This window comes from Microvirga sp. 3-52 (genome assembly GCF_018383585.1).
In the GTDB taxonomy this organism is placed as follows: domain Bacteria; phylum Pseudomonadota; class Alphaproteobacteria; order Rhizobiales; family Beijerinckiaceae; genus Microvirga.
This window is the reverse complement of the sequence record NZ_JAHAMK010000034.1, coordinates 25,806-44,899: the sequence shown is the minus strand read 5'-3', so window position 1 is coordinate 44,899 and position 19,094 is coordinate 25,806. Positions and strand designations below refer to the sequence as shown.

General features: G+C 63.0%; 15 protein-coding genes. 11 read left to right on the top strand and 4 right to left on the bottom strand.

Translation table 11 applies throughout. The annotated features are described in order from the left end of the window. Positions 1–823 precede the first annotated feature (823 nt). From KHP60_RS20865 to leuB, 8 genes are all read left to right on the top strand, one after another. Positions 824–1,681 (top strand): YdcF family protein, encoded by an 858-nt coding sequence (locus KHP60_RS20865; RefSeq protein ID WP_213566224.1) that lies wholly within the window; start codon positions 824–826, stop codon positions 1,679–1,681. Positions 1,682–1,810: 129 nt separating this feature from the next. Then, positions 1,811–3,547 carry a ubiquinone-dependent pyruvate dehydrogenase gene (poxB, locus tag KHP60_RS20860; protein ID WP_213566223.1) on the top strand — a complete coding sequence of 579 codons (1,737 nt, stop codon included), beginning with the start codon at positions 1,811–1,813 and terminating at the stop codon, positions 3,545–3,547. Positions 3,548–3,652: 105 nt separating this feature from the next. Further along, positions 3,653–4,255 (top strand): 3-isopropylmalate dehydratase small subunit, encoded by a 603-nt coding sequence (gene leuD, locus KHP60_RS20855; RefSeq protein ID WP_213566222.1) that lies wholly within the window; start codon positions 3,653–3,655, stop codon positions 4,253–4,255. Positions 4,256–4,303: 48 nt separating this feature from the next. Further along, the gene (locus KHP60_RS20850; RefSeq protein ID WP_213566221.1) at positions 4,304–4,684 is read left to right on the top strand and encodes a cupin domain-containing protein; all 381 of its coding nucleotides are present in this window, start codon (positions 4,304–4,306) and stop codon (positions 4,682–4,684) included. A gap of 80 nt (positions 4,685–4,764) precedes the next feature. Beyond that, complete coding sequence (locus KHP60_RS20845) at positions 4,765–5,955, top strand: lytic murein transglycosylase (protein ID WP_213566220.1); 1,191 nt, start codon at positions 4,765–4,767, stop codon at positions 5,953–5,955. A gap of 70 nt (positions 5,956–6,025) precedes the next feature. Next, positions 6,026–6,766 carry a metallophosphoesterase gene (locus tag KHP60_RS20840; RefSeq protein WP_213566219.1) on the top strand — a complete coding sequence of 247 codons (741 nt, stop codon included), beginning with the start codon at positions 6,026–6,028 and terminating at the stop codon, positions 6,764–6,766. A gap of 26 nt (positions 6,767–6,792) precedes the next feature. Beyond that, positions 6,793–8,178, top strand: a complete 1,386-nt coding sequence (locus KHP60_RS20835) for a bifunctional serine/threonine-protein kinase/universal stress protein (RefSeq protein WP_249688982.1) — start codon at positions 6,793–6,795, stop codon at positions 8,176–8,178. A 99-nt stretch (positions 8,179–8,277) separates the two neighbouring features. Then, positions 8,278–9,384 carry a 3-isopropylmalate dehydrogenase gene (gene leuB / locus KHP60_RS20830; RefSeq protein WP_213566218.1) on the top strand — a complete coding sequence of 369 codons (1,107 nt, stop codon included), beginning with the start codon at positions 8,278–8,280 and terminating at the stop codon, positions 9,382–9,384. Between the two features lie 46 nt (positions 9,385–9,430). Here the strand turns inward: leuB and KHP60_RS20825 are convergent, their stop codons facing one another. After that, positions 9,431–9,766 (bottom strand): hypothetical protein, encoded by a 336-nt coding sequence (locus KHP60_RS20825; protein ID WP_213566217.1) that lies wholly within the window; start codon positions 9,764–9,766, stop codon positions 9,431–9,433. A gap of 139 nt (positions 9,767–9,905) precedes the next feature. On the opposite strand from KHP60_RS20825, the gene KHP60_RS20820 reads away from it, so the two are divergent. Then, a complete protein-coding gene (locus tag KHP60_RS20820; RefSeq protein WP_213566216.1) occupies positions 9,906–11,030 on the top strand; it encodes a sulfite oxidase in 1,125 nt (374 codons plus the stop codon). Here the strand turns inward: KHP60_RS20820 and KHP60_RS20815 are convergent. Beyond that, positions 11,008–11,802 (bottom strand): hypothetical protein, encoded by a 795-nt coding sequence (locus KHP60_RS20815; protein WP_213566215.1) that lies wholly within the window; start codon positions 11,800–11,802, stop codon positions 11,008–11,010. The genes KHP60_RS20820 and KHP60_RS20815 overlap by 23 nt on opposite strands. A 121-nt stretch (positions 11,803–11,923) precedes the next feature. On the opposite strand from KHP60_RS20815, the gene KHP60_RS20810 reads away from it, so the two are divergent. Further along, positions 11,924–12,406 (top strand): GNAT family N-acetyltransferase, encoded by a 483-nt coding sequence (locus tag KHP60_RS20810; RefSeq protein ID WP_213566214.1) that lies wholly within the window; start codon positions 11,924–11,926, stop codon positions 12,404–12,406. A gap of 266 nt (positions 12,407–12,672) precedes the next feature. Further along, positions 12,673–13,704, top strand: coding sequence for an aspartate-semialdehyde dehydrogenase (locus tag KHP60_RS20805; RefSeq protein WP_213566213.1), 1,032 nt, complete (start codon positions 12,673–12,675; stop codon positions 13,702–13,704). Between the two features lie 171 nt (positions 13,705–13,875). On the opposite strand, the gene KHP60_RS20800 is transcribed toward KHP60_RS20805, so the two are convergent. Together KHP60_RS20800 and KHP60_RS20795 are read right to left on the bottom strand one after the other, a co-directional pair. After that, on the bottom strand, positions 13,876–18,294 hold the full coding sequence (locus KHP60_RS20800; RefSeq protein WP_213566212.1) for an S-layer family protein: 4,419 nt from the start codon (positions 18,292–18,294) through the stop codon (positions 13,876–13,878). Between the two features lie 107 nt (positions 18,295–18,401). After that, complete coding sequence (locus KHP60_RS20795) at positions 18,402–19,085, bottom strand: carbonic anhydrase (RefSeq protein ID WP_213566211.1); 684 nt, start codon at positions 19,083–19,085, stop codon at positions 18,402–18,404. Between the last annotated feature and the right edge of the window lie 9 nt (positions 19,086–19,094).

The following is a 19,094-nucleotide window of genomic DNA, read 5'->3' as shown; positions in this document are numbered from 1 at the left end:
ATCCGTGAGATTGCTTGCATAGCGCAGTTCATCTCGCCGATACTGTCGGCGAGTGGCCTCGGTCCAAACCATCTTGACCTCCATCGAATCTTCGCAAATCCGACGGAATCACAGGGGCTTGAGGCCACCCAACCTTTTTCAGTCAGCCTCTTAGGGATAAGCGTTTCCCCATCTCGATCCTATCGTACGATATCACAAAATGATTTATTGCGCGTGCATGAAACCTATATTTCGGCGTCAGAAATAGGATATCGGCTCGGGATATCAGTGAATTCAGCCTCCAGATATGGTAGAGTCGTGGGTCTGGAAAGCGTGACTCTTCCTAACCGAACGGCATACGTCGCGTATCGAAGAGAGTTTGAAGCAAAACATGATGAAATGTGGAGCTTTATAGTCCGGCACCGGAACAAAAATCCCTCCTCATAGAGACGGGAGCATGATCCGCTCTCCTGACAATCGATAATAGAGTATCATTTGTCTCAGTCTTGCATTGCGGTCCCATCACTAAAAAAGCTAACGGATATGGCACAGTGGCTTTGGAGCGATTTCCTAATCTAGGCCAAATCTACTCCACCATTGGTCGGGTTAGAACTCGATAAAAAGAGTTCGCCAAACAGGCTTTTCTTGCACATTTCACATACCGTTGGGCCGTCCAGGAAAAACGACTCGGCTTTTGCGCAATTCCGCGCAATCTGGCTCACCTTTTACGCAGCCACGACTCACATTTATGCAGCTTACCTAGTGCTAAACCATTGATTTAAAATAACAGTTTACAAGGCGTCGGCGCAGGAATTATGAGAACGCACATGAGTCCGCCCCTTTCATGTTCGATGGAACCGATATGGACCAGGATACACCCCGCCTCGCCCCACTGATCGTGGCAGCGCTCAATGACGTAGCCGGCTTATTGGCGTTAAACGATTTCGGTCCCAAAGGAGCGGATGGGCTTCCTGAGGGCATCGCAACAATGCCCATCGATTGCATTATCCTGTCCGGCAATTGCGTGCTGGAGACGGCGGAGGGCGCTTTCCGTCTCGTGAGAGGCGGGATCTGCCCAAGGCTTCTGATCTCAGGTGGCATCGGGCATGCAACAGAGGTTCTGCGCCGGAAGGTGGCCGCCCATCCGGTCTATCGGTCCGTACCAACGGAGGGACGAGCTGAAGCCTGCATCCTTACCGACATCGCGATGACATTCTGGGGCGTCGATCGTTCAAGTCTCCTGGTCGAATCGGATTCGACCAACAGCGGCGAGAATGCCCGATTCTCGCGCAAGCTCCTCGAGGACGCCGGGGAGCCGTTGAAGACCATCCTGCTCGTTCAGGATCCCACAATGCAAAGGCGGGCGGACGCCACGTTCCGCCACACCTGGAGCGATCGTTCCGAATTGTCATTCCTCAGCTGGCCGACCTTCACTCCCCGTGTCTGCCTCATGGAAGGAGAGCTTCGGTTTGCGTTGAACGGCATTGCCGGACCCTGGTCCATGGATCGATTTCTCGCCCTTGTGATGGGTGAGATCCCCCGATTGCGAAACGATTCTCATGGATATGGCCTGAACGGAAAGGGATACATTGCCCACGTTGACATTCCGGAACATATCCAGACTGCCTTTGCGCGCTTACAGGACGGCCTGGCTGGAGATTTCCAGAGCCGCCTGATGCCGCCGCACCCGTTATGGGCCTGAAAGCCTTCACGAGCCTTTGATAGGAGGCCCCTGACGGCGGCCCGAAGCTGCGCCACATAGGTCTTGCTCCACGACAAACCGGCTCGCCCCCTCGGCGGCCGTGACCCGTCCTCATTCAGGAGAACTCTCATGGCAAAGACTGTGGCCGAACAGTTCGTCGAGATCCTGGCCGCCGCGGGCGTCAAACGCATGTACGGCATCGTCGGCGACAGCCTCAACGGGCTGACGGACGCCATCCGCCGCCAAGACCAGATTGAATGGATTCACGTCCGGCATGAGGAGGTCGCGGCCTTCGCGGCCGGCGCCGAGGCGCAGCTGACGGATGGGCTCGCCGTCTGTGCCGGGAGCTGCGGGCCGGGCAATCTGCACCTCATCAACGGCCTGTTCGACTGCCACCGCTCGCGCGTGCCGGTCCTCGCCATCGCGGCGCACATCCCATCGCCTGAGATCGGCAGCGGATATTTCCAGGAGACTCACCCGGAGAATCTGTTTCGGGAATGCAGCCACTATTGCGAGCTCGTCTCCGGCCCCGGTCAGATGCCGCGCACCCTCGAGGTCGCCATCAGGGAGGCGAGGGCCAAGCGCGGCGTGTCGGTGCTGGTGATCCCTGGCGACGTTGCCCTGCAACCGGCCGCCGCGGCGCCAGCGGCCAAGCTCGACGGGCTGCTGCAATCCGCTCCCGTCGTCACGCCTGCGCCGGACGATCTCGACCGTCTCGCGGCGCTGCTCAACGAGGCTGGGCGCATCACGATCCTGTGCGGCTCGGGCTGCGCCGGGGCGCATGACGAACTGCTGGCCTTGGGCGAGCGTCTCCAGGCGCCCATGGTGCATGCTCTGCGCGGCAAGGAGCATGTGGAGTGGGACAATCCCTACGATGTGGGCATGACCGGTCTGATCGGCTTCTCGTCCGGCTACTACGCCATGCGCGATTGCGATGCCCTGCTGATGCTCGGCACCGATTTTCCCTATCGCCAGTTCTATCCGGACGGAGCCGACGTCCGCATCGCGCAGGTCGATATTCGCGGTGGGAACATCGGCCGCCGCGTCGCAGTCGATGCCGGCGTCGTGGGCGATGTCCGCGCAACCTTGGCCGCCCTGTTGCCGCTGCTTGACCGGAAGACCGACGGCGCACACCTCGCCCAGGCGCGGGAGCATTATGCCAAGGCGCGCCAGGCGCTCGACGAGCTTGCCGTCGGGACACCCGGCCGGCGGCCGATCCATCCGCAGCAGGTCGCCAAGGCGATCAGCGACCGGGCGTCGGCCGACGCCGTGTTCACCTGCGACGTCGGCCTGCCGACGGTCTGGGCGGCGCGCTATCTCGCGATGAACGGGAAGCGGCGGCTCCTCGGGTCGTTCTGGCACGGCTCGATGGCGAATGCGATGGCGCAGGGAATCGGCGCCCAGGCGGCCTTTCCCGATCGGCAGGTGATCTCGCTGTCCGGCGACGGCGGCTTCGCCATGCTGATGGGCGACCTCCTGACCCTGACCCAGCAGCGCCTTCCCGTGAAGGTCGTCGTGTTCAACAACGGCACCCTGGGCTTCGTCGAACTGGAACAGAAATCCACCGGATTCCTGGATTTCGGAACGGAGCTTCAGAACCCGAATTTTGCCGCCATGGCCGAAGCCATCGGCATTCGCGGGATCAGGCTCGAGGATCCGGCCGAGGTGGAGGATGGGATCGCCGCCGCCTTCGCCCATGACGGGCCGGTTCTGATCGACGCGGTGGTGAACCGGACGGAGCTTGCGATGCCACCCTCCGTGACCCTGGACATGGCGAAGGGGTTTACCCTCTACATGGTGAAGGCCGTGCTGAACGGCCGTGCCGACGAGGTCTATGACCTCGCCCGGACGAATCTCTGGCGCTGAGGGTCCCATCCCGCCGCGACCATCGTTGGCCTAGCCGTCCTCACGAGCCTTTGATATGAGGCAGATGACAGCGGCCCGGCTGCCGCCTTCAGGGATATGAGGACCATGGACAAGTTCACCGTGCTGGAAAGCGTCGCGGCGCCGCTGCGGATCATCAACATCGACACCGATATGATCATCCCCAAGCAGTACCTGAAGACGATCAAGCGCACGGGGCTTGGCACGGGCCTGTTCTCGGAGATGCGCTACCGCGAGGACGGTTCGGAGAATCCTGACTTCGTGCTCAACCAGCCGGCCTACCGCAACGCCAAGATTCTGGTGGCGGGCGACAATTTCGGCTGCGGTTCGTCCCGCGAGCATGCCCCATGGGCATTGCTCGATTTCGGCATCCGCTGCGTAATCTCTACCAGCTTCGCTGACATCTTCTACAACAACTGCTTCCAGAACGGCATCCTGCCGATCAAGGTGAGCCCCGAGGACCTGGAGAAGCTCTTCGACGATGCGGAGCGCGGCGCCAACGCGACGCTCACCATCGACCTGGAAAAGCAGGAAATCCGAGGCCCCGACGGCGGATCGGTCACCTTCGACATCGACCCGTTCAAGAAGCACTGCCTCCTCAACGGCCTCGACGGGATCGGCCTCACCATGGAAAAGGCGCCTTCCATCGACAGCTTCGAGAAGAAGCTCGCCGAGCGCGCCTGGGCCTGATCGTTTCCGAAGCGCCGAGATTGGCGCTCAACCCAGCAGGAAGCGTCGATGGCGCAGGGCAAGCCCCGGATACTCAACCGCGCCGACTGGGCCACCCATCCCGATCTTTTCTGGAAGGGTTATGTGGAAGGGCACAGGCTGGGCACCGGCGTGACCGTGCTCTTCTATGCCACGGAAGAGGTCGGCGTCGGGCCGAAATGGCACGTTCACCCCTATGACGAGATTTTCATCATCCGCGAGGGGCGGGCACTCTTCACCGTTGGCGATGAGCGCTTCGAATGCGAGGCGGGTCAGGTCGTTCTCGGACCGGCCGGCATTCCGCATAAATTCGTTAATCTCGGCCCAGGGCGGCTGGAGACCACCGACATTCATGTGAGCGATCGTTGGATCCAGACCGATCTTTCCGATCCGGAGGCTGAGGCCGGTTGAGCTAAGGGCGCCTATGACGAAAGCGTGAGGAGCGGCCCCGTTTTCACAAGATTAACCAAATTCCCTGCAATGTGCGGGCCATGAAGAACATCCTTGCCCCCATCCTCATCGTTCTCGCCGGCCTCGCTGCCGCGACACCCGCCGCGGCCCAGGCCGATTTCGGCTCATGTCTGGCCAGACTGCGCAGTCAGGCGGCTGCCAAGGGTATTTCCGGCCAAGCTTTCGATGTCGCGACCCGCGGTGTCACGCCGGATCTGGCGATCCTCGACCTCATGAACAACCAGCCCGAATTCAAGACCGCGATCTGGGATTATCTCTCGGCGCTCGTCGACGAGGAGCGGGTGCAGGATGGCCGGACCGCCATGCGTCAGTGGGGGCAGGCGCTCGCCTCGGCCGAAGCACGCTTCGGCGTCGATCGTCATGCGATCGCCGGCGTCTGGGGCGTGGAATCAAACTTCGGCAAGGATATCGGCGGGCGGCCGCTGGTGCAGTCCCTGTCGACGTTGGCCTGCTACGGACCGCGCCGCCGCGAATATTTCACCGGCGAGCTGATGGCGACGTTGAAAATCGTACAGGATGGGGACATCAATCCGGCCAATCTGCGCGGCTCCTGGGCCGGTGCCTTCGGGCACACCCAATTCATGCCCTCGACCTTCCAGCGTCTCGCCGTCGACGGCGACGGGGACGGACACCGGGACATCATGACCTCCGTACCCGACGCGGTCCACTCGACGGCGAACTTCCTGAAAAAGGCCGGCTGGGTCAACGGCCTGCCCTGGGGCTACGAGGTGCGCCTGCCGGAAAACTTCAACTCGGGCCTCGCCGGGCGCAAGAACAAGAAGCCTCTTGCCACCTGGGCCACCATGGGCGTGCGGCGCGTCGACGGACGTCCGCTTTCGGGCAATTACGCTGCCGGCATCATCATTCCGGCGGGCATCAACGGCCCGGCCTTTCTCGTCACCAAGAATTTCGATGCGGTCTATTCCTACAACGCGGCCGAATCCTATGGCCTCGCCATCGCGCTGCTGGGCGACCGCCTCAAAGGCCTGCCCGGCATCCAGACCGCTTGGCCCACCGATGATCCGCCGCTCTCGCGCGCCCAGCGCCGCGAGCTGCAGCAGCTCCTGACCGCCCGCGGCTACGATGTGGGCGAACCGGACGGCAAGATCGGCTCCAAGACCCGCGAGGCGATCAAGGATGTGGAGCGCCGCATCGGCCTGGAGCCGCGGGGCCGGCCCGGCGGCAAGGTGCTGGAAGCGCTGAGGGGTTGAGCGCCTCACATCAATAATCGCCATGAACGCGCAGTTGCAGTGGCAGTGAGTTTGGAGTTGTACTGACTTCATGCTCATCGCCATTCTCACGGACATCCACGGCAACCGCGAGGCCCTGTCGGCCTGCCTTGCCCACGCACGCCTGCTTCATACCGACCGCCTGGTTTTTCTGGGCGATTATGTCGGCTACGGGGCCGATCCGGCCTGGGTGGTCGATACGATCAGGGGGCTCGTGGACAAGGGTGCCGTGGCGCTTCTCGGCAATCACGATGCGGCCATCGACGGCTCCGACGAGGACATGAACAGCGTGGCCCGGGAGGCGATCCGCTGGACGCGCAATCAGCTCGGCATGGAGCAGCGGCGGTTCCTCGCCGACCTTCCCCTGACCCATGAGGACGGGAGCGTCCTCTACGTTCATGCCAACGGCTATGCCCCCCGCAACTGGGACTACATGGCGGGCCCCATGGAGGCGATCCGGCATTTCAGCCGCGTGGACGCGCACATCACCTTCTGTGGGCATGTGCACGTGCCGATGCTCTACCACATGAGCACCACCGCCAAGGTCGGCACCTTCTCGCCCGTGGCCAACAACGACATCCCGCTTCTGCCGACCCGCACCTGGCTTGCTGTGATCGGGGCTGTCGGACAACCGCGGGACGGGGTTGCGGCGGCGAATTACGCAGTCTTCGACACTGCCCGTCAGACCCTGCGCTACCTGCGAGTGCCCTACGACACGGCTACGGCGGCCCGCAAGGTACGGGAGGCGGGGCTGCCGGAGAAGTTGGCCCTGCGCCTCGAACAGGGCCGGTGACCATGCGGTGGCGCCTGAGCCCGGGCATGGTGATTGACGGTTTCGAACTCCAGGAGAACCTGGGGACCGGCGGCATGGCGCAGCTCTGGGCGGTCGCTCGCGAAGGGGATGCGACGCCGCTGATCATGAAGATCCCGATGCTGATCGACAGCGACGATCCACTGCCCATCGTCTGCTTCGAGACCGAGCAGATGATCATGCCGCGCCTGACAGGCCCGCATGTGCCCCGCTTCATCGCGGCGGGTCCGCTCGATCCAATGCCCTACATCGTCATGGAGCGGATTCCCGGGGAATCGCTCAAAAGCCGCCTCGACGAGGCTCCTCTGCCCTGGCCGGACGTCGTCATGATCGGAGCGAAGGCGGCGCATGCCCTGCACGACCTGCATCTCCAGCACGTCATCCATCTCGACATCAAGCCGAGCAACGTGATGATCCGTGAGACCGGTGAGGCGGTTCTCATCGATTTCGGCTTTGCCCGGCACGAACGCCTGCCCGATCTCCTGGCCGAGGAGTTTCGCGAGCCCTTCGGAACCACGCCCTACATGGCGCCGGAACAGGTGCTGCAGGACAGGGCCGACCCGCGCAGCGATCTCTTTGCGCTCGGCGTGATGCTGTATTTCTTCGTCACGGGGGAGCGCCCCTTCGGCACTCCGCGCGGCGGCCAGATCCGCCGCCGCCTGTGGCGGGACCCTGTGCCGCCGCGGGCCCTCGCACCCGATTGCCCCCCGTGGCTGCAAGAGGTGATCCTGCGCTGCCTGGAGGTCGATCCGGACGACCGTTACGCTACGGCGGCCCAGCTGGCCCTGGATCTGGAAAACCCGGAGCAGGTCCGGCTCACGGAGCGGGCGGAACGCCTGGAGCGGGACAGCGGCGTGAAGACCTTCCGGCGCTGGCTCAAGGCCCGCAAGGCGCAACCTCTCGAGACGCCCAACATCGCCGGACAGCTGTCCCGGGCGCCCATCGTTCTTGCCGCCGTCGATCTTTCACCGGGAAACGAGGATCTTGCCGAAGCCTTGCGCCTGATGATCGGCCGCATTCTCTCCATCGAAGGCGAGGCACGCATTGCCTGCGTCAACATCCTGAAAACCTCGCGCATCGCCGTCGATATCCTGGAGGACGAGGATGGGAGAAGCCTCCATGTCCAGCGCCTGGTCCTGCTCCGGCACTGGGGCGCGTCACTCGACATTCCGAAGGAGCGGATCACCTACAGCGTGCTGGAGGCTCCCGATCCGGCCTCCGCGCTCGTCGATTACGCCCACCACAACAATGTCGACCACATCGTCATCGGCGCGCGGGCCTCTTCCGCCCTGCGCCGCTATCTGGGCAGCGTTTCGTCCCGCGTCGTGGCGGAGGCGCCCTGTTCGGTGACGGTCGTCAGAACTCCCAAGGACCGGCGAGCAGAGAACGCCTGAGACGCCTTCGCCTAAGGAACGACGCGACAAAAGCTTGCCAAGCCGTGCATTCGGTCTTTTAAGGGCCTGCATTCGATCACGACAGAACAGGGTCTTCCCATGGCAACGCACAAGCTTCACCTTCTCCCCGGCGACGGCATCGGCCCGGAGGTCATGCGCGAGGTCGAGAAGATTGTGGGCTGGTTCCGCAAGCGCGGCGTCGGTTTCGAGACGGAGACGGATCTCGTCGGCGGCTCGGCTTATGACGCCCATGGCGCGGCAATCTCGGAAGCCGCCATGGACCGGGCTCAACAGGCCGATGCGGTCCTCTTCGGCGCCGTCGGCGGCGCGAAATGGGACAGCGTGCCTTACGCGGTGCGCCCCGAGGCCGGTCTCCTGCGCCTGCGCAGGGATCTTGGCCTCTTCGCCAATCTGCGACCGGCCATCTGCTACCCGGCGCTGGCCGATGCCTCCTCGCTCAAGCGCGAGGTGGTGGAAGGCCTCGACATCATGATCGTGCGCGAGCTCACCGGCGGCGTCTATTTCGGCGAGCCGAAGGAGATCGTGACCCTGGAAGACGGCTCTCAGCGCGCTGTCGACACGCAGCTCTACCACACGCATGAGGTCGAGCGCATCGCGCGCGTCGCCTTCGACCTCGCCAGGAAGCGCCGCAACAAGGTCTCCTCGGCCGAAAAGTTCAACGTCATGAAGACCGGCGTGTTCTGGCGCCAGGTCGTCACCCGCATCCATAAGGCAGAGTTCTCGGGCGTGGGGCTCGAGCACGTGCTCGCCGACAACTGCGCCATGCAGCTCGTGCGCTGGCCGAAGCAGTTCGACGTGATCGTCACCGACAACCTTTTCGGCGATATCCTGTCGGATATCGCCGCGATGCTCACCGGCTCGCTGGGCATGCTGCCCTCCGCTTCGCTCGGCGCAGAGGATCCGGCCACCGGCCAGCGCAAGGCGCTCTACGAGCCCGTGCACGGCTCCGCGCCGGACATCGCCGGCAAGGGCCTTGCCAATCCCATCGCCATGATCGGCTCCTTCGGCATGGCCCTGCGCTATTCCTTCGGTCTCCTCGACGAGGCGGATCGTCTCGATAAGGCCATCGCCAACGTGCTCGCCTCCGGCACCCGCACCAAGGACATCGCCGCTCCCGGGGCGAATGCGGTAGGCACGCAGGATGTGGGCGATGCCATCGTCAGGGAACTCGAGGCTCTTTCGTAACAAGCAAAAGCCCCGGGCCTGACCCGGGGCATCCTCGTAGGGCCGATTATCGGATCGAGCCCGTCGCCTCGACGTCCGGAACGCCGAACATGGGGAACGGGTTGCGCGCGCCGACGAACGGTCCGCCGATCGGGTCGGGAAGCGATCCCTCGCCGAAGCGGTCGCGCTGGAATGCCCAGGGGGGATTGGCGACGGAGGAGATCATCGGCGCCGTGACATAGCGGTTCATCGATCCGACCGGCGCCACCGGACCAGGATCGAGGAAGCTGCGGGGTTGGACCCGGAGAACGAGGGGACGATCCTGGGCCTGTGCATCCGCCACCACCGAGGCGGTCGTGAGCGCAGCCAATGAAGCCAAACCCAAAAGTGCGAAGCGGCGCATGGGTATATCTCCAAAAGTGGCGCATGGACGTTCTGTTGTGCGCCGTCAACACATGCAAATACTGTCAGAACAAGGCGAAGCTTCTAAATTGGTTCCGTAGAACTCCGCCGTTCGCCCAGAGGTGAGAAGGAAATCATCGATGCAGGATGAGCCCAAGATCCGTCTCGGTCTGTCGGCGAAGGAAGGCTTGAGCCTGCTGGGCGAGACTCCGCTGGTGGCGGAAACCCCCGAGGAGCTTCTCGATGACGAGACGACGCCGATTGCGCGGTTCTTCGTCCGCAACAACGGCTTGCTGCCCCAACCGGTGGATGACGCCGAGTCCTGGTCCTTCACCATCGATGGCGAGGTCGAACGCCCGCTCGCCCTGACCGTCGCGGAGCTGAAATGCCGCTTCCCGCAGAAATCGTTTCGCATGGTGCTCGAATGCGGCGGCAACGGCCGTTCTTTCTTCGAGCCCGAGGCGGAAGGCAATCCCTGGACCCATGGCGGCGTCGGCTGCGCGGAATGGACAGGTGTCTCGCTCGGCGACGTTCTGCGCGAGGCAGGCCTGAAAGAGACGGCGTTGTTCACGGGCCATTTCGGCGCCGATCCGGACAAGCCCGGAAGTCATGAGCGACAGGCCATGTCCCGGGGCATGCCGATCGCCAAGGCCCTGGACGAGCATACGCTGCTCGTCTGGGCGATGAACGGCGAGCCCTTGCCCTTCATCCATGGCAGCCCCTTGCGCCTCGTCGTGCCGGGCTGGCCGGGGTCCTTGAGCCAGAAATGGCTCACGCGGATCTGGATCCGTGACCGGGAGCATGATGGACCGGGCATGACGGGGCTATCCTATCGCGTTCCAATCCGTCCCCTGCCGCCGGGCTTGAACGGACAGGACACCGAAACCCGGATCCTCGAATCGATGCCGGTGCGGAGCATCGTTACTGCGCCGGCGGATGGCAGACGATATCCCGAAGGCACCCGATCCATTGAGATCCGGGGTGCCGCCTGGGCCGGTGACGACGAGGTTGCGCGGGTCGACGTGACCATCGACGGCGGCGCGACTTGGGTCGAGGCGGAAACGACACTGCCGCGCAATCGCTACGACTGGGTGCGCTGGCAGGCTTCTCTCATACTGCCGGGCAACGGTTATTATGAGATCTTCGCCCGCGCGACCGACTCGCAGGGGCGCGCCCAGCCCTTCCGGGCCGCCAACTGGAACCCGAACGGCTATGGCTGCAACGTGATGCACCGCGTGGCGGTTATGGTCGGGCCGGAGGTTTGACCGTAACGGAAGCGGTGCGGGCGCTCGCCCCACAGGCATCTGGGCGATTGCGCTCGGCTTGGGCGAAAACGGCTTTCAACGAAGGGCTTGCACCGCCTGCCAGGGTGATGCCGTCGATGAAGCAGGCGAGCTGCGCCTCGTCGGGAGCGGAGGATCCGCACAGCCAGCCCTGGAAGCTGAACTCGGCGGTCATATCCGAAAAGCGGAATGCCTCGCAGGTCTGCTCGCCCTTGTTCGCCAGGGTCATGGGGGCGGCTTCCACGGAGCCGAATTTCGTCACGACAATCCGGCTTTGGCCCTGATAGGCAACCGCGAGGCCGGAGCGAGCCGCCCGTCGGACCGTCTCGATATAGAAGCTTCCCGCAGGCTCGCCCGCTCCCTGGACCAGAGAAAGCTGCGCATACCGGAAATCGCCGAAGCGCCCGAGAACCAGGGTGTCCTCCCGGGCTCCGTTCGCATGCTCGCGTGCTTCTGACGTGATGGGAGCGGACGTGCCTGCGAGCGCATAGGCAGCCGGGGCAGGGGGCAGCGGTTTCCAGGCCGGCACCGGCGCGACCAGAACAGAAGACGGAACCGCTTTCCCGCGCTCGGCCGGACGAATGCTCTGCTCCTGCTCGAGGGCGAAATAGACGAGGCCTGCGATGCTGCAGGACGAGGTCAGGATGGTACGCAGCCAGGGCAAGGGCTTTCGACGCAGGCGACGAGCGGGGCGTTCGTCGACCCAGTCGGCGACGTCGTCCTCATCCCATTCGGCAAAGACTGCCCGTGGCATTGCTCAAACCAATCAAGTCCGGTGATCACGTCATCAACATGTTCTACCGTGACACTGGCCAAGTTTCGAAAGGTTTTGCTAAGCAAGGTAAACCAAAGCTTAACCCACCCGAGCGCTCCCCATGTCTCAGACGATCGTCCGCCTTGCCACGCTCAAGGATGCTGCGGACGTTGCGGCCCTGGTTCGGGCCGTGGACCTGCATTATGTCGGCCCGGAGATAGCCCAACCCCTTGAGCCGACCCTGGCCATGGTCGAGCGCTCCATGCGGGAGGCGGAAGGCACGCGCTATGCCCTGGCCTCCCGTGACGGCCACGCTGTCGGCCTCGCCTGCTTTGCGGTGTTGCGACCTGGCTTCAAGCTCTCGGGGCTCCTTTTCCTCAAGGAGCTCTTCGTCGAGAGCCACGCACGTGGACAGGCTGTGGGCCTCGTGCTCATGCGCTGGCTGGCGGAACATGCGCGTGCCCAGGGGCTGACGCGAATCGACCTGACGACCGACGGCACCAACACGGGCGCGCAGGCGTTCTACGAGCACCTCGGAGCCGAGCGGATGAACAAGGTCTTCTACCGGTTCAATCTCTCGACCGACGTGCTGACGGGCGATTGAAAGCGTAGCGCATACAAGGAAATGCTTGACGAAAGCGTATCTTTGGTGTGTTGCTGGCAGCGTATCGAAGCCCGAGCCGGGCTTTTGGATGGACGATGGCAATGGCGATGCTCAACCTGACGACGAGCAAAACGAAAACCGCCACGACGGCTGCAAAAACAGCCGAATAAGCCTCGTCGTCCCCGGTCCTCTCTCCCACGGGGCGAGAGGCGACGCCCGAACAGGGTTTTTAGTTTTCCGGGGAGAGCCGCAACAGGAGAAGATCAATGGGTTTCAAGATCGCCGTCGTCGGTGCGACCGGCAATGTGGGCCGCGAGATGCTGAGCATCCTCGCCGAACGGGCCTTCCCGGCCGACGAGGTGGTGGCTCTCGCCTCCCGCCGCAGCCAAGGGTCGGAGGTCTCCTACGGCGACAGGACGCTGAAGACGAAGACCCTCGACACCTACGATTTCTCCGATGTCGATCTGTGCCTCATGTCGGCTGGCGGCGAGGTCTCGAAGGAATGGTCTCCCAAGATCGCCGCGCAGGGTGCGGTGGTGATCGACAACTCCTCCGCCTGGCGCTACGACCAGGATGTGCCGCTGGTGGTGCCGGAGGTGAATGCCGAGGCGCTTCGCGACATCAAGAAGGGCATCGTTGCCAACCCGAACTGCTCCACGGCCCAGCTCGTCGTCGCCCTCAAGCCGCTGCATGATCGTGCCACCATCAGGCGCGTGGTCGTCGCCACCTACCAGTCCGTCTCCGGCGCCGGCAAGGACGGCATGGACGAGCTCGACCGCCAGACCAAGGCGCTCTATTCGCTGCAGGACGTGCAGGAGAAGAAGTTCCCCAAGCGCATTGCCTTCAACCTGATCCCGCATATCGATGTGTTCATGGAGGACGGGTATACGAAGGAAGAGTGGAAGATGATGGCCGAGACGAAGAAGATTCTCGACCCGAAGATCAAGCTTACCGCAACCTGCGTGCGCGTGCCGGTCTTCATCAGCCACTCGGAAGCCGTCAATGTGGAATTCGAGAACCCGATCACGGCGGACGAGGCGCGCGACATCCTGCGGGCGGCACCCGGCATCATGGTGATCGATAAGCGCGAGCCCGGCGGCTACATCACCCCGCACGAGGCGGCGGGCGAGGACGCCACCTACATCTCGCGCATCCGCGAGGACATCACGGTCGAAAACGGCCTGTCCTTCTGGTGCGTCTCCGACAACCTGCGCAAGGGAGCCGCGCTGAACGCCGTCCAGATCGCCGAAGCCATGGCCAACCGCGGCCTGCTGAAGCCGAAGAAGCAGGCGGCCTGAAGGTTGACCGGGCAAGGCTCCCGGTCTTGATGCATGAATGAAAAGAGCCGCTGTCGGACCCGACAGCGGCTCTTTTTACGTCCGCAGCGCCTGGCGGCGGCGGATTCTCGTCTGGATATGAAACCCCGGCAGGGGTTCTACCGGAACCGGGTCTCTCTCAAAAATCTTCGATCAGATGATGAAGAAGTCGGTGTGATCGAGAGCCCCACCCATCTTCTTCGGATTGGGTTCATAGTTGATCGTCGCAACCTCGACGGCGGCCTTGCGGCCGGTGCCGTCCGCATCGAAGAGGATCTGCGCCTTCTTGGATCCGATCTTCTTGATGATGATGTAGTCGTTCCCGTCCTTCGCGCTATCGAAGGCGACATTGGCGGCGCTGACCTTCTGGGCCTTCACGTCGTTGCCCCGCTTGTCGAGCTTCGTGAAGACCGAGGTTTTGAACACGTCGCCGTCGAGCCAGATGGCATCCTTCTTGTGCTCGAAGCCGTAGACGATGTCCTTGTGCTTGTTGGCCTCCGCCTTCTTGTTCTTCAGATTGGTGTCGAAAAGGAAGATATCGGTGTCTTTCAGGCCCTTGGTGGCGCTGGTGCTGCCATAGAGCCTGTCCCTGCCGGCACCGCCACCGATCGTGTCGTTGCCGCCATCGCCCTTGAGCGTATCGACGCTGGCTCCGCCTACCAGATGGTCGTGATTGAGTCCGCCTGACAGCGAGTCGTTGCCGGCGCCACCATAGAACACGTCGTTGGCGCTGGAGCCCGCCGTGAACTCGGGATTCCAATCGATCAGGCCGACAGCCATGTCCTTGACGAAGGAGGCTCCGGCGCTGTCGGTCACCTGGACCTTGATCCTGTGCGCGGCCGCCTGCTCGAAATCGAGTAGGAAGCCGTTGTCGACCACAAGGTCGTGTCCGTTGACAATCTTGAAGCGGCCGCCGGCGGTGTCGATGAGCTGGTAGGTGAACGTCTCGCCAGCATCCTGGTCGGCAGCGCCCAGGCTGCCCACGAAGTCGCCTGCTGCCGACAATTCACGGATGGAGGTGTTCGACAGGGTGATATCGGTCGGTCCGTGGTTGACCGGCTTGATCGTCAGATCGATCTGTTTGGTGACGGTGAAGGCCGCATTGCTCTGATCCATGATCTTCACGTGAACCGGAACCAAGGTCGGGCCGAGCACGTCGCGCAGCCCGCCTGCACCGATCTTCACGTTCCCGCCGGCATCGATCGAGAACTCGTTGCCCGTGTAGGCGCTGCCATCGGCGTTCACGAGAGCATAGGTGTAGCTGCGGAAGGCGGGCTGCGTGTCCGGATCGATCACGCTCTGCAGGGTCGCCAGAGTGGCGCCGGCCTGAGCATCCTTCGACACCGCATTGACCGCATAATTCGCGCCCGTCTGCGCCTCGTTTACGTCGTTGAGATAGACCTTCACGGTCGTGTTGACGGAGACCTTGCCGTCCGGCCCGCTTTCGCGGGCGCGCACTACCACGTTGAAGTATCTCTTCTCTTCAGGCGTGCCGGCATTATCGGCCTGAAGCCCGATGTTCGCGGCCTCGTAATTGGCACCGCCCTTGAACGAGATCGCGCCGGTATTCTCATCGATGGAGAACAGGTTGCCGGGATTGCCGACGAGCTCGTAGAGGATCGTCGTCCCGCCGAAACCGTCGTCGGTCGACTGCACCGTCGCGACGGTCGCGACCGGTCCGCCGTTCTCGCTGAGCTCCGTGACCGAACCATGTTGGGGCGCCGATGGCGGCGTGTTGCCGTCACCGACCGGATTCACCGTGATCTGGAAATCCTTGTAGGTCGAGACGGCGCCGGGACCGCCGTTCCTGTCCGTGACCTTCAGGGTGATCGTATAGGTTTCGGTCTTGGTGATGTCGGTCAGCGCCGCCACCTTCAGCTGGCCGTTCTCGAGCTTGAACCGGCCGCCCGCATTGCCGGCGCCGCTCGTACCATTGGCGCCCGTGGTGTCGAAAGCGTAGAGGAGCCCCGCATCGCCTTCCGGATCGAAGGCCTGTAAGGCCCCGATGAGGGCGCCGTCGGCAGCAGATTCGCTGATCGCGGCCTTCGTCGCCCCATCCGTGAAGGAGAAGCCCGTCGCTGCCTCGTTCAAGTCGCTCACATAGACTTTTACCTGGGTGGCCGCGGAGGACCAGCCGGTGAGGGACTCGGTGGCCTTGACGCTGAGGACATAGAACTTGCGCACCAGCGCCCCGACCATCTCGGTCTGCAGATCGGGATCCTCCGTCGATTCATAATCGACGGCGCCCACGAGACTGATCACGCCGCTCGTGGGGTCGATGATGAACTTGCTGCCGGGATTGGACGTGATCGAGTAAGCAACGGACCCGGCCGCAAGTCCGGGCGATAGCACGCTCGCCACGGGGGTGAACGGCGCGGCGTTCTCGTTGATCGGGCTCACGGACCCTTGCACCGCGGGCGCGACAGGCGCGCGCGTCGGCACGGTGATCGTGCCGTTCTGGAATTGCAGGAACTCGATGTTCTTCAGCGTGTCCGTGCCGTCGCGGGCATCACCCATGTTGTCCCGGACCGTCAGGGTGCCGTCGGAGCTGCGTGTGATGGTGTAGTCGGACAGGAGGCCAGAGAACAAAGCCGTGTCCTGGCCGGCGCCGCCGTCGAGCTGGTCGTCCTCGCCGCCACCTTCGAGACGGTTGCCGCCGCCGTTGCCGGTGATGATGTTGGCAAGATAATTGCCCGTGCCGTCGCTGTCGCCGGTACCTGTGAGAACGAGGTTCTCGACATTGTCCGCAAGCGTGTAGGAGACCGACGCGCGCACGGTATCGACACCTTCGTCGAGAGCCTCGTTGACGATGTCGCCCGCATCGTCGACGATGTAGGTATCGTTGCCGAGCCCCCCGGCCAAACGGTCTGCCCCCGCGCCACCGTCGAGGAGGTTGTTGCCTGCGTTGCCGGTGATCTGGTTGGAGTGTTCGTTGCCGTAACCGCTGATATCGTCCGATCCGGTGAGAGCGAGATTTTCCACATGCACGCCGAGCGCATAGGACACGGAGGTGCGCACCGTGTCGGTGCCTTCGCCGGCCCGCTCCGTCACGAGGTCGCCTTCATGATCAACCGTGTAGGTGTCGCTGCCCTCGCCACCGGCGAGAACGTCCGCCCCTGCGCCGCCATCGAGATGATTGCTGCCGCCGTTGCCGACGATGCTGTTCGCGAGATCGTTGCCGGTGCCGTCGATATCGCCTGCGCCCGCGAGAAGGAGATTCTCTACATTCGCACCGAGCGTGTGAGACACGGAAGCGCGTACCGCGTCGGTGCCCTCGTCGGCCGCTTCCGTCACGACGTCGTTTCGGTCGTCGACTATATAGGTGTCGTTGCCCGCACTGCCCGCCAAATTATCGGCGCCAACGCCGCCATCGAGAAGGTTGCTGCCGGCATTGCCGGTAATCCTGTTGGCCAGTGCGTTGCCCGTGCCGTTGAGGTTGGCGCTGCCCGTCAGCCAGAGATTCTCGAGATTCGTGCCGAGCGCGTAGGAGATCGACGCGCGGACGAGATCGGTGCCTTCGTCAATGGCCTCGACCACGACATCATCCATATCGTCGACGACATAGATGTCATCATCCGTACCGCCTGCCATCTGATCGATGCCTGCGCCGCCGTCGAGATAATCCTGCCCGATGCCGCCGATGAGGCTGTCGTCGCCGCCATTGCCGAAGAGGGAATCCCTGCCGGTGCCGCCGACAAGAGTCTCGACACCGCTGCCGCCATAGGCGACGTCGTCGCCCTTGCCCAGGTTCACGATGTCGGTCACTGTTCCGGTGCGTCCATCATAGAGATCGTCGCCCTCGTTGAGGAGGATGTCGCCCTGGATGGTCCCTTGATTGAGCAGGATGTCCCGGTCGTAGGAGCCGAAAACCGCAGTCTGCGCCACGATAGTGCCGGTGTTGCTCAGGAAGGAATCGCCGCTGGCGAAGGCAACGCCGAAGCTGCCGGCCTGGATCAGGCCGCTATTGGTTACATCGCCGGAGGCTTCCACGTAGACCCCCGTAACACCGGCTACGATCGTGCCGCTGTTGAACACGCCGTAGGGAGTATCGGGAGATGCGACGGCGGGCACGAGGCTCGACACTCCCAAAAGGAAAATGCCGGTATCGGTTGCCTCGATCCTGCCGATATTGGCGATGTGGTCGAGACTGCCATCGATTCCGTCGACGGCGCCGCTGATGCCGTAATAGCCCGACAGAATTCCGTGATTGAAGATATGATTGTCGGAACCGTCGAGGAGGATGGCGGCAGTGGTGGGGATGGTCAACGAAGCGGAAATCTGTCCATTGTTGACCACCACATTGGAATTGTCTGCCAGGACTATACCATGTGTGCCACCACGGACGGTTCCAGTGCTGCCGACGGTGAGGGCGCAACCGGCCCCCCAAAATACAACGGCTTGATCCTCCGAGCGGAGCGAGCCGTCGACGACAACCTCCGATCCAGGTTCTCCCGTGACCGACGTTTCAACGGTCGTGATCGATCCGCTTTGCGTGACGTGAAGCACGTCGTAGGTCGACGACTCAAGGTTAACGGCGGTGGTTCGCGTACTGGAAACGAATAAAGTAGTCATGACGGCCCCCTGGATAATTGAGATATGTTATTATATCTCAATGGGCCGTCAATCTCTAAACAGTATAGGAATAAACCGAACGACTGGCAGCCGATCGGTGCCTGCGTCTAGGGCGCGTCGACGCGGCGGGCACTGAACATCGAGACACGGTGGGGCATATCCTCGACCATGGATCTGTACTCCCCAGTCTCCGGATCGCGCACCATCAGGACGCCGGATGCCACGCCGAAAAAGGCGCCATGGAGCTGCAGCTTGCCACGCTCCACGAGAATGCGGACGCAAGGGAAGGTCATCAGATTGTTGAGACTGTTCTCGATGGCGGCGAGTTCCAGCCGAGCGAGATAATCGGAAAAATCCGTGTTTTCCCGTGGGCCGATGCGTTTAGCGGCCGGCGCGATCAGGTTCATCCAGCCGCCGATGAAGTCGCCCGGCGACAGGGGCGCCTTATCGTCGGCGAAGGCGCGGATGCCTCCGCAGCGGGCATGGCCCAGCACCACAATATGCTTGACCTTGAGCGCCTGCACGGCGAATTCGAGCGCTGCGGAGGTGCCGTGGTAATCGCCGCCCGTCTCGAAGGGCGGCACCAGATTCGCCACATTGCGCACCACGAACAATTCGCCGGGGCTCGCGTCAAATATGACTTCCGGCGAGACGCGGCTGTCGCAGCAGCCGATCACCATCACCTCCGGTGACTGGCCTTTTTCCGCGAGAGCCTCGAAGCGGTTCTTCTCGCGCGGGAAGCGCTCGTCCAGGAACGCGCGGTAGCCTTCGGTCAGACGTTGCGGGAACATGGGCGTCCT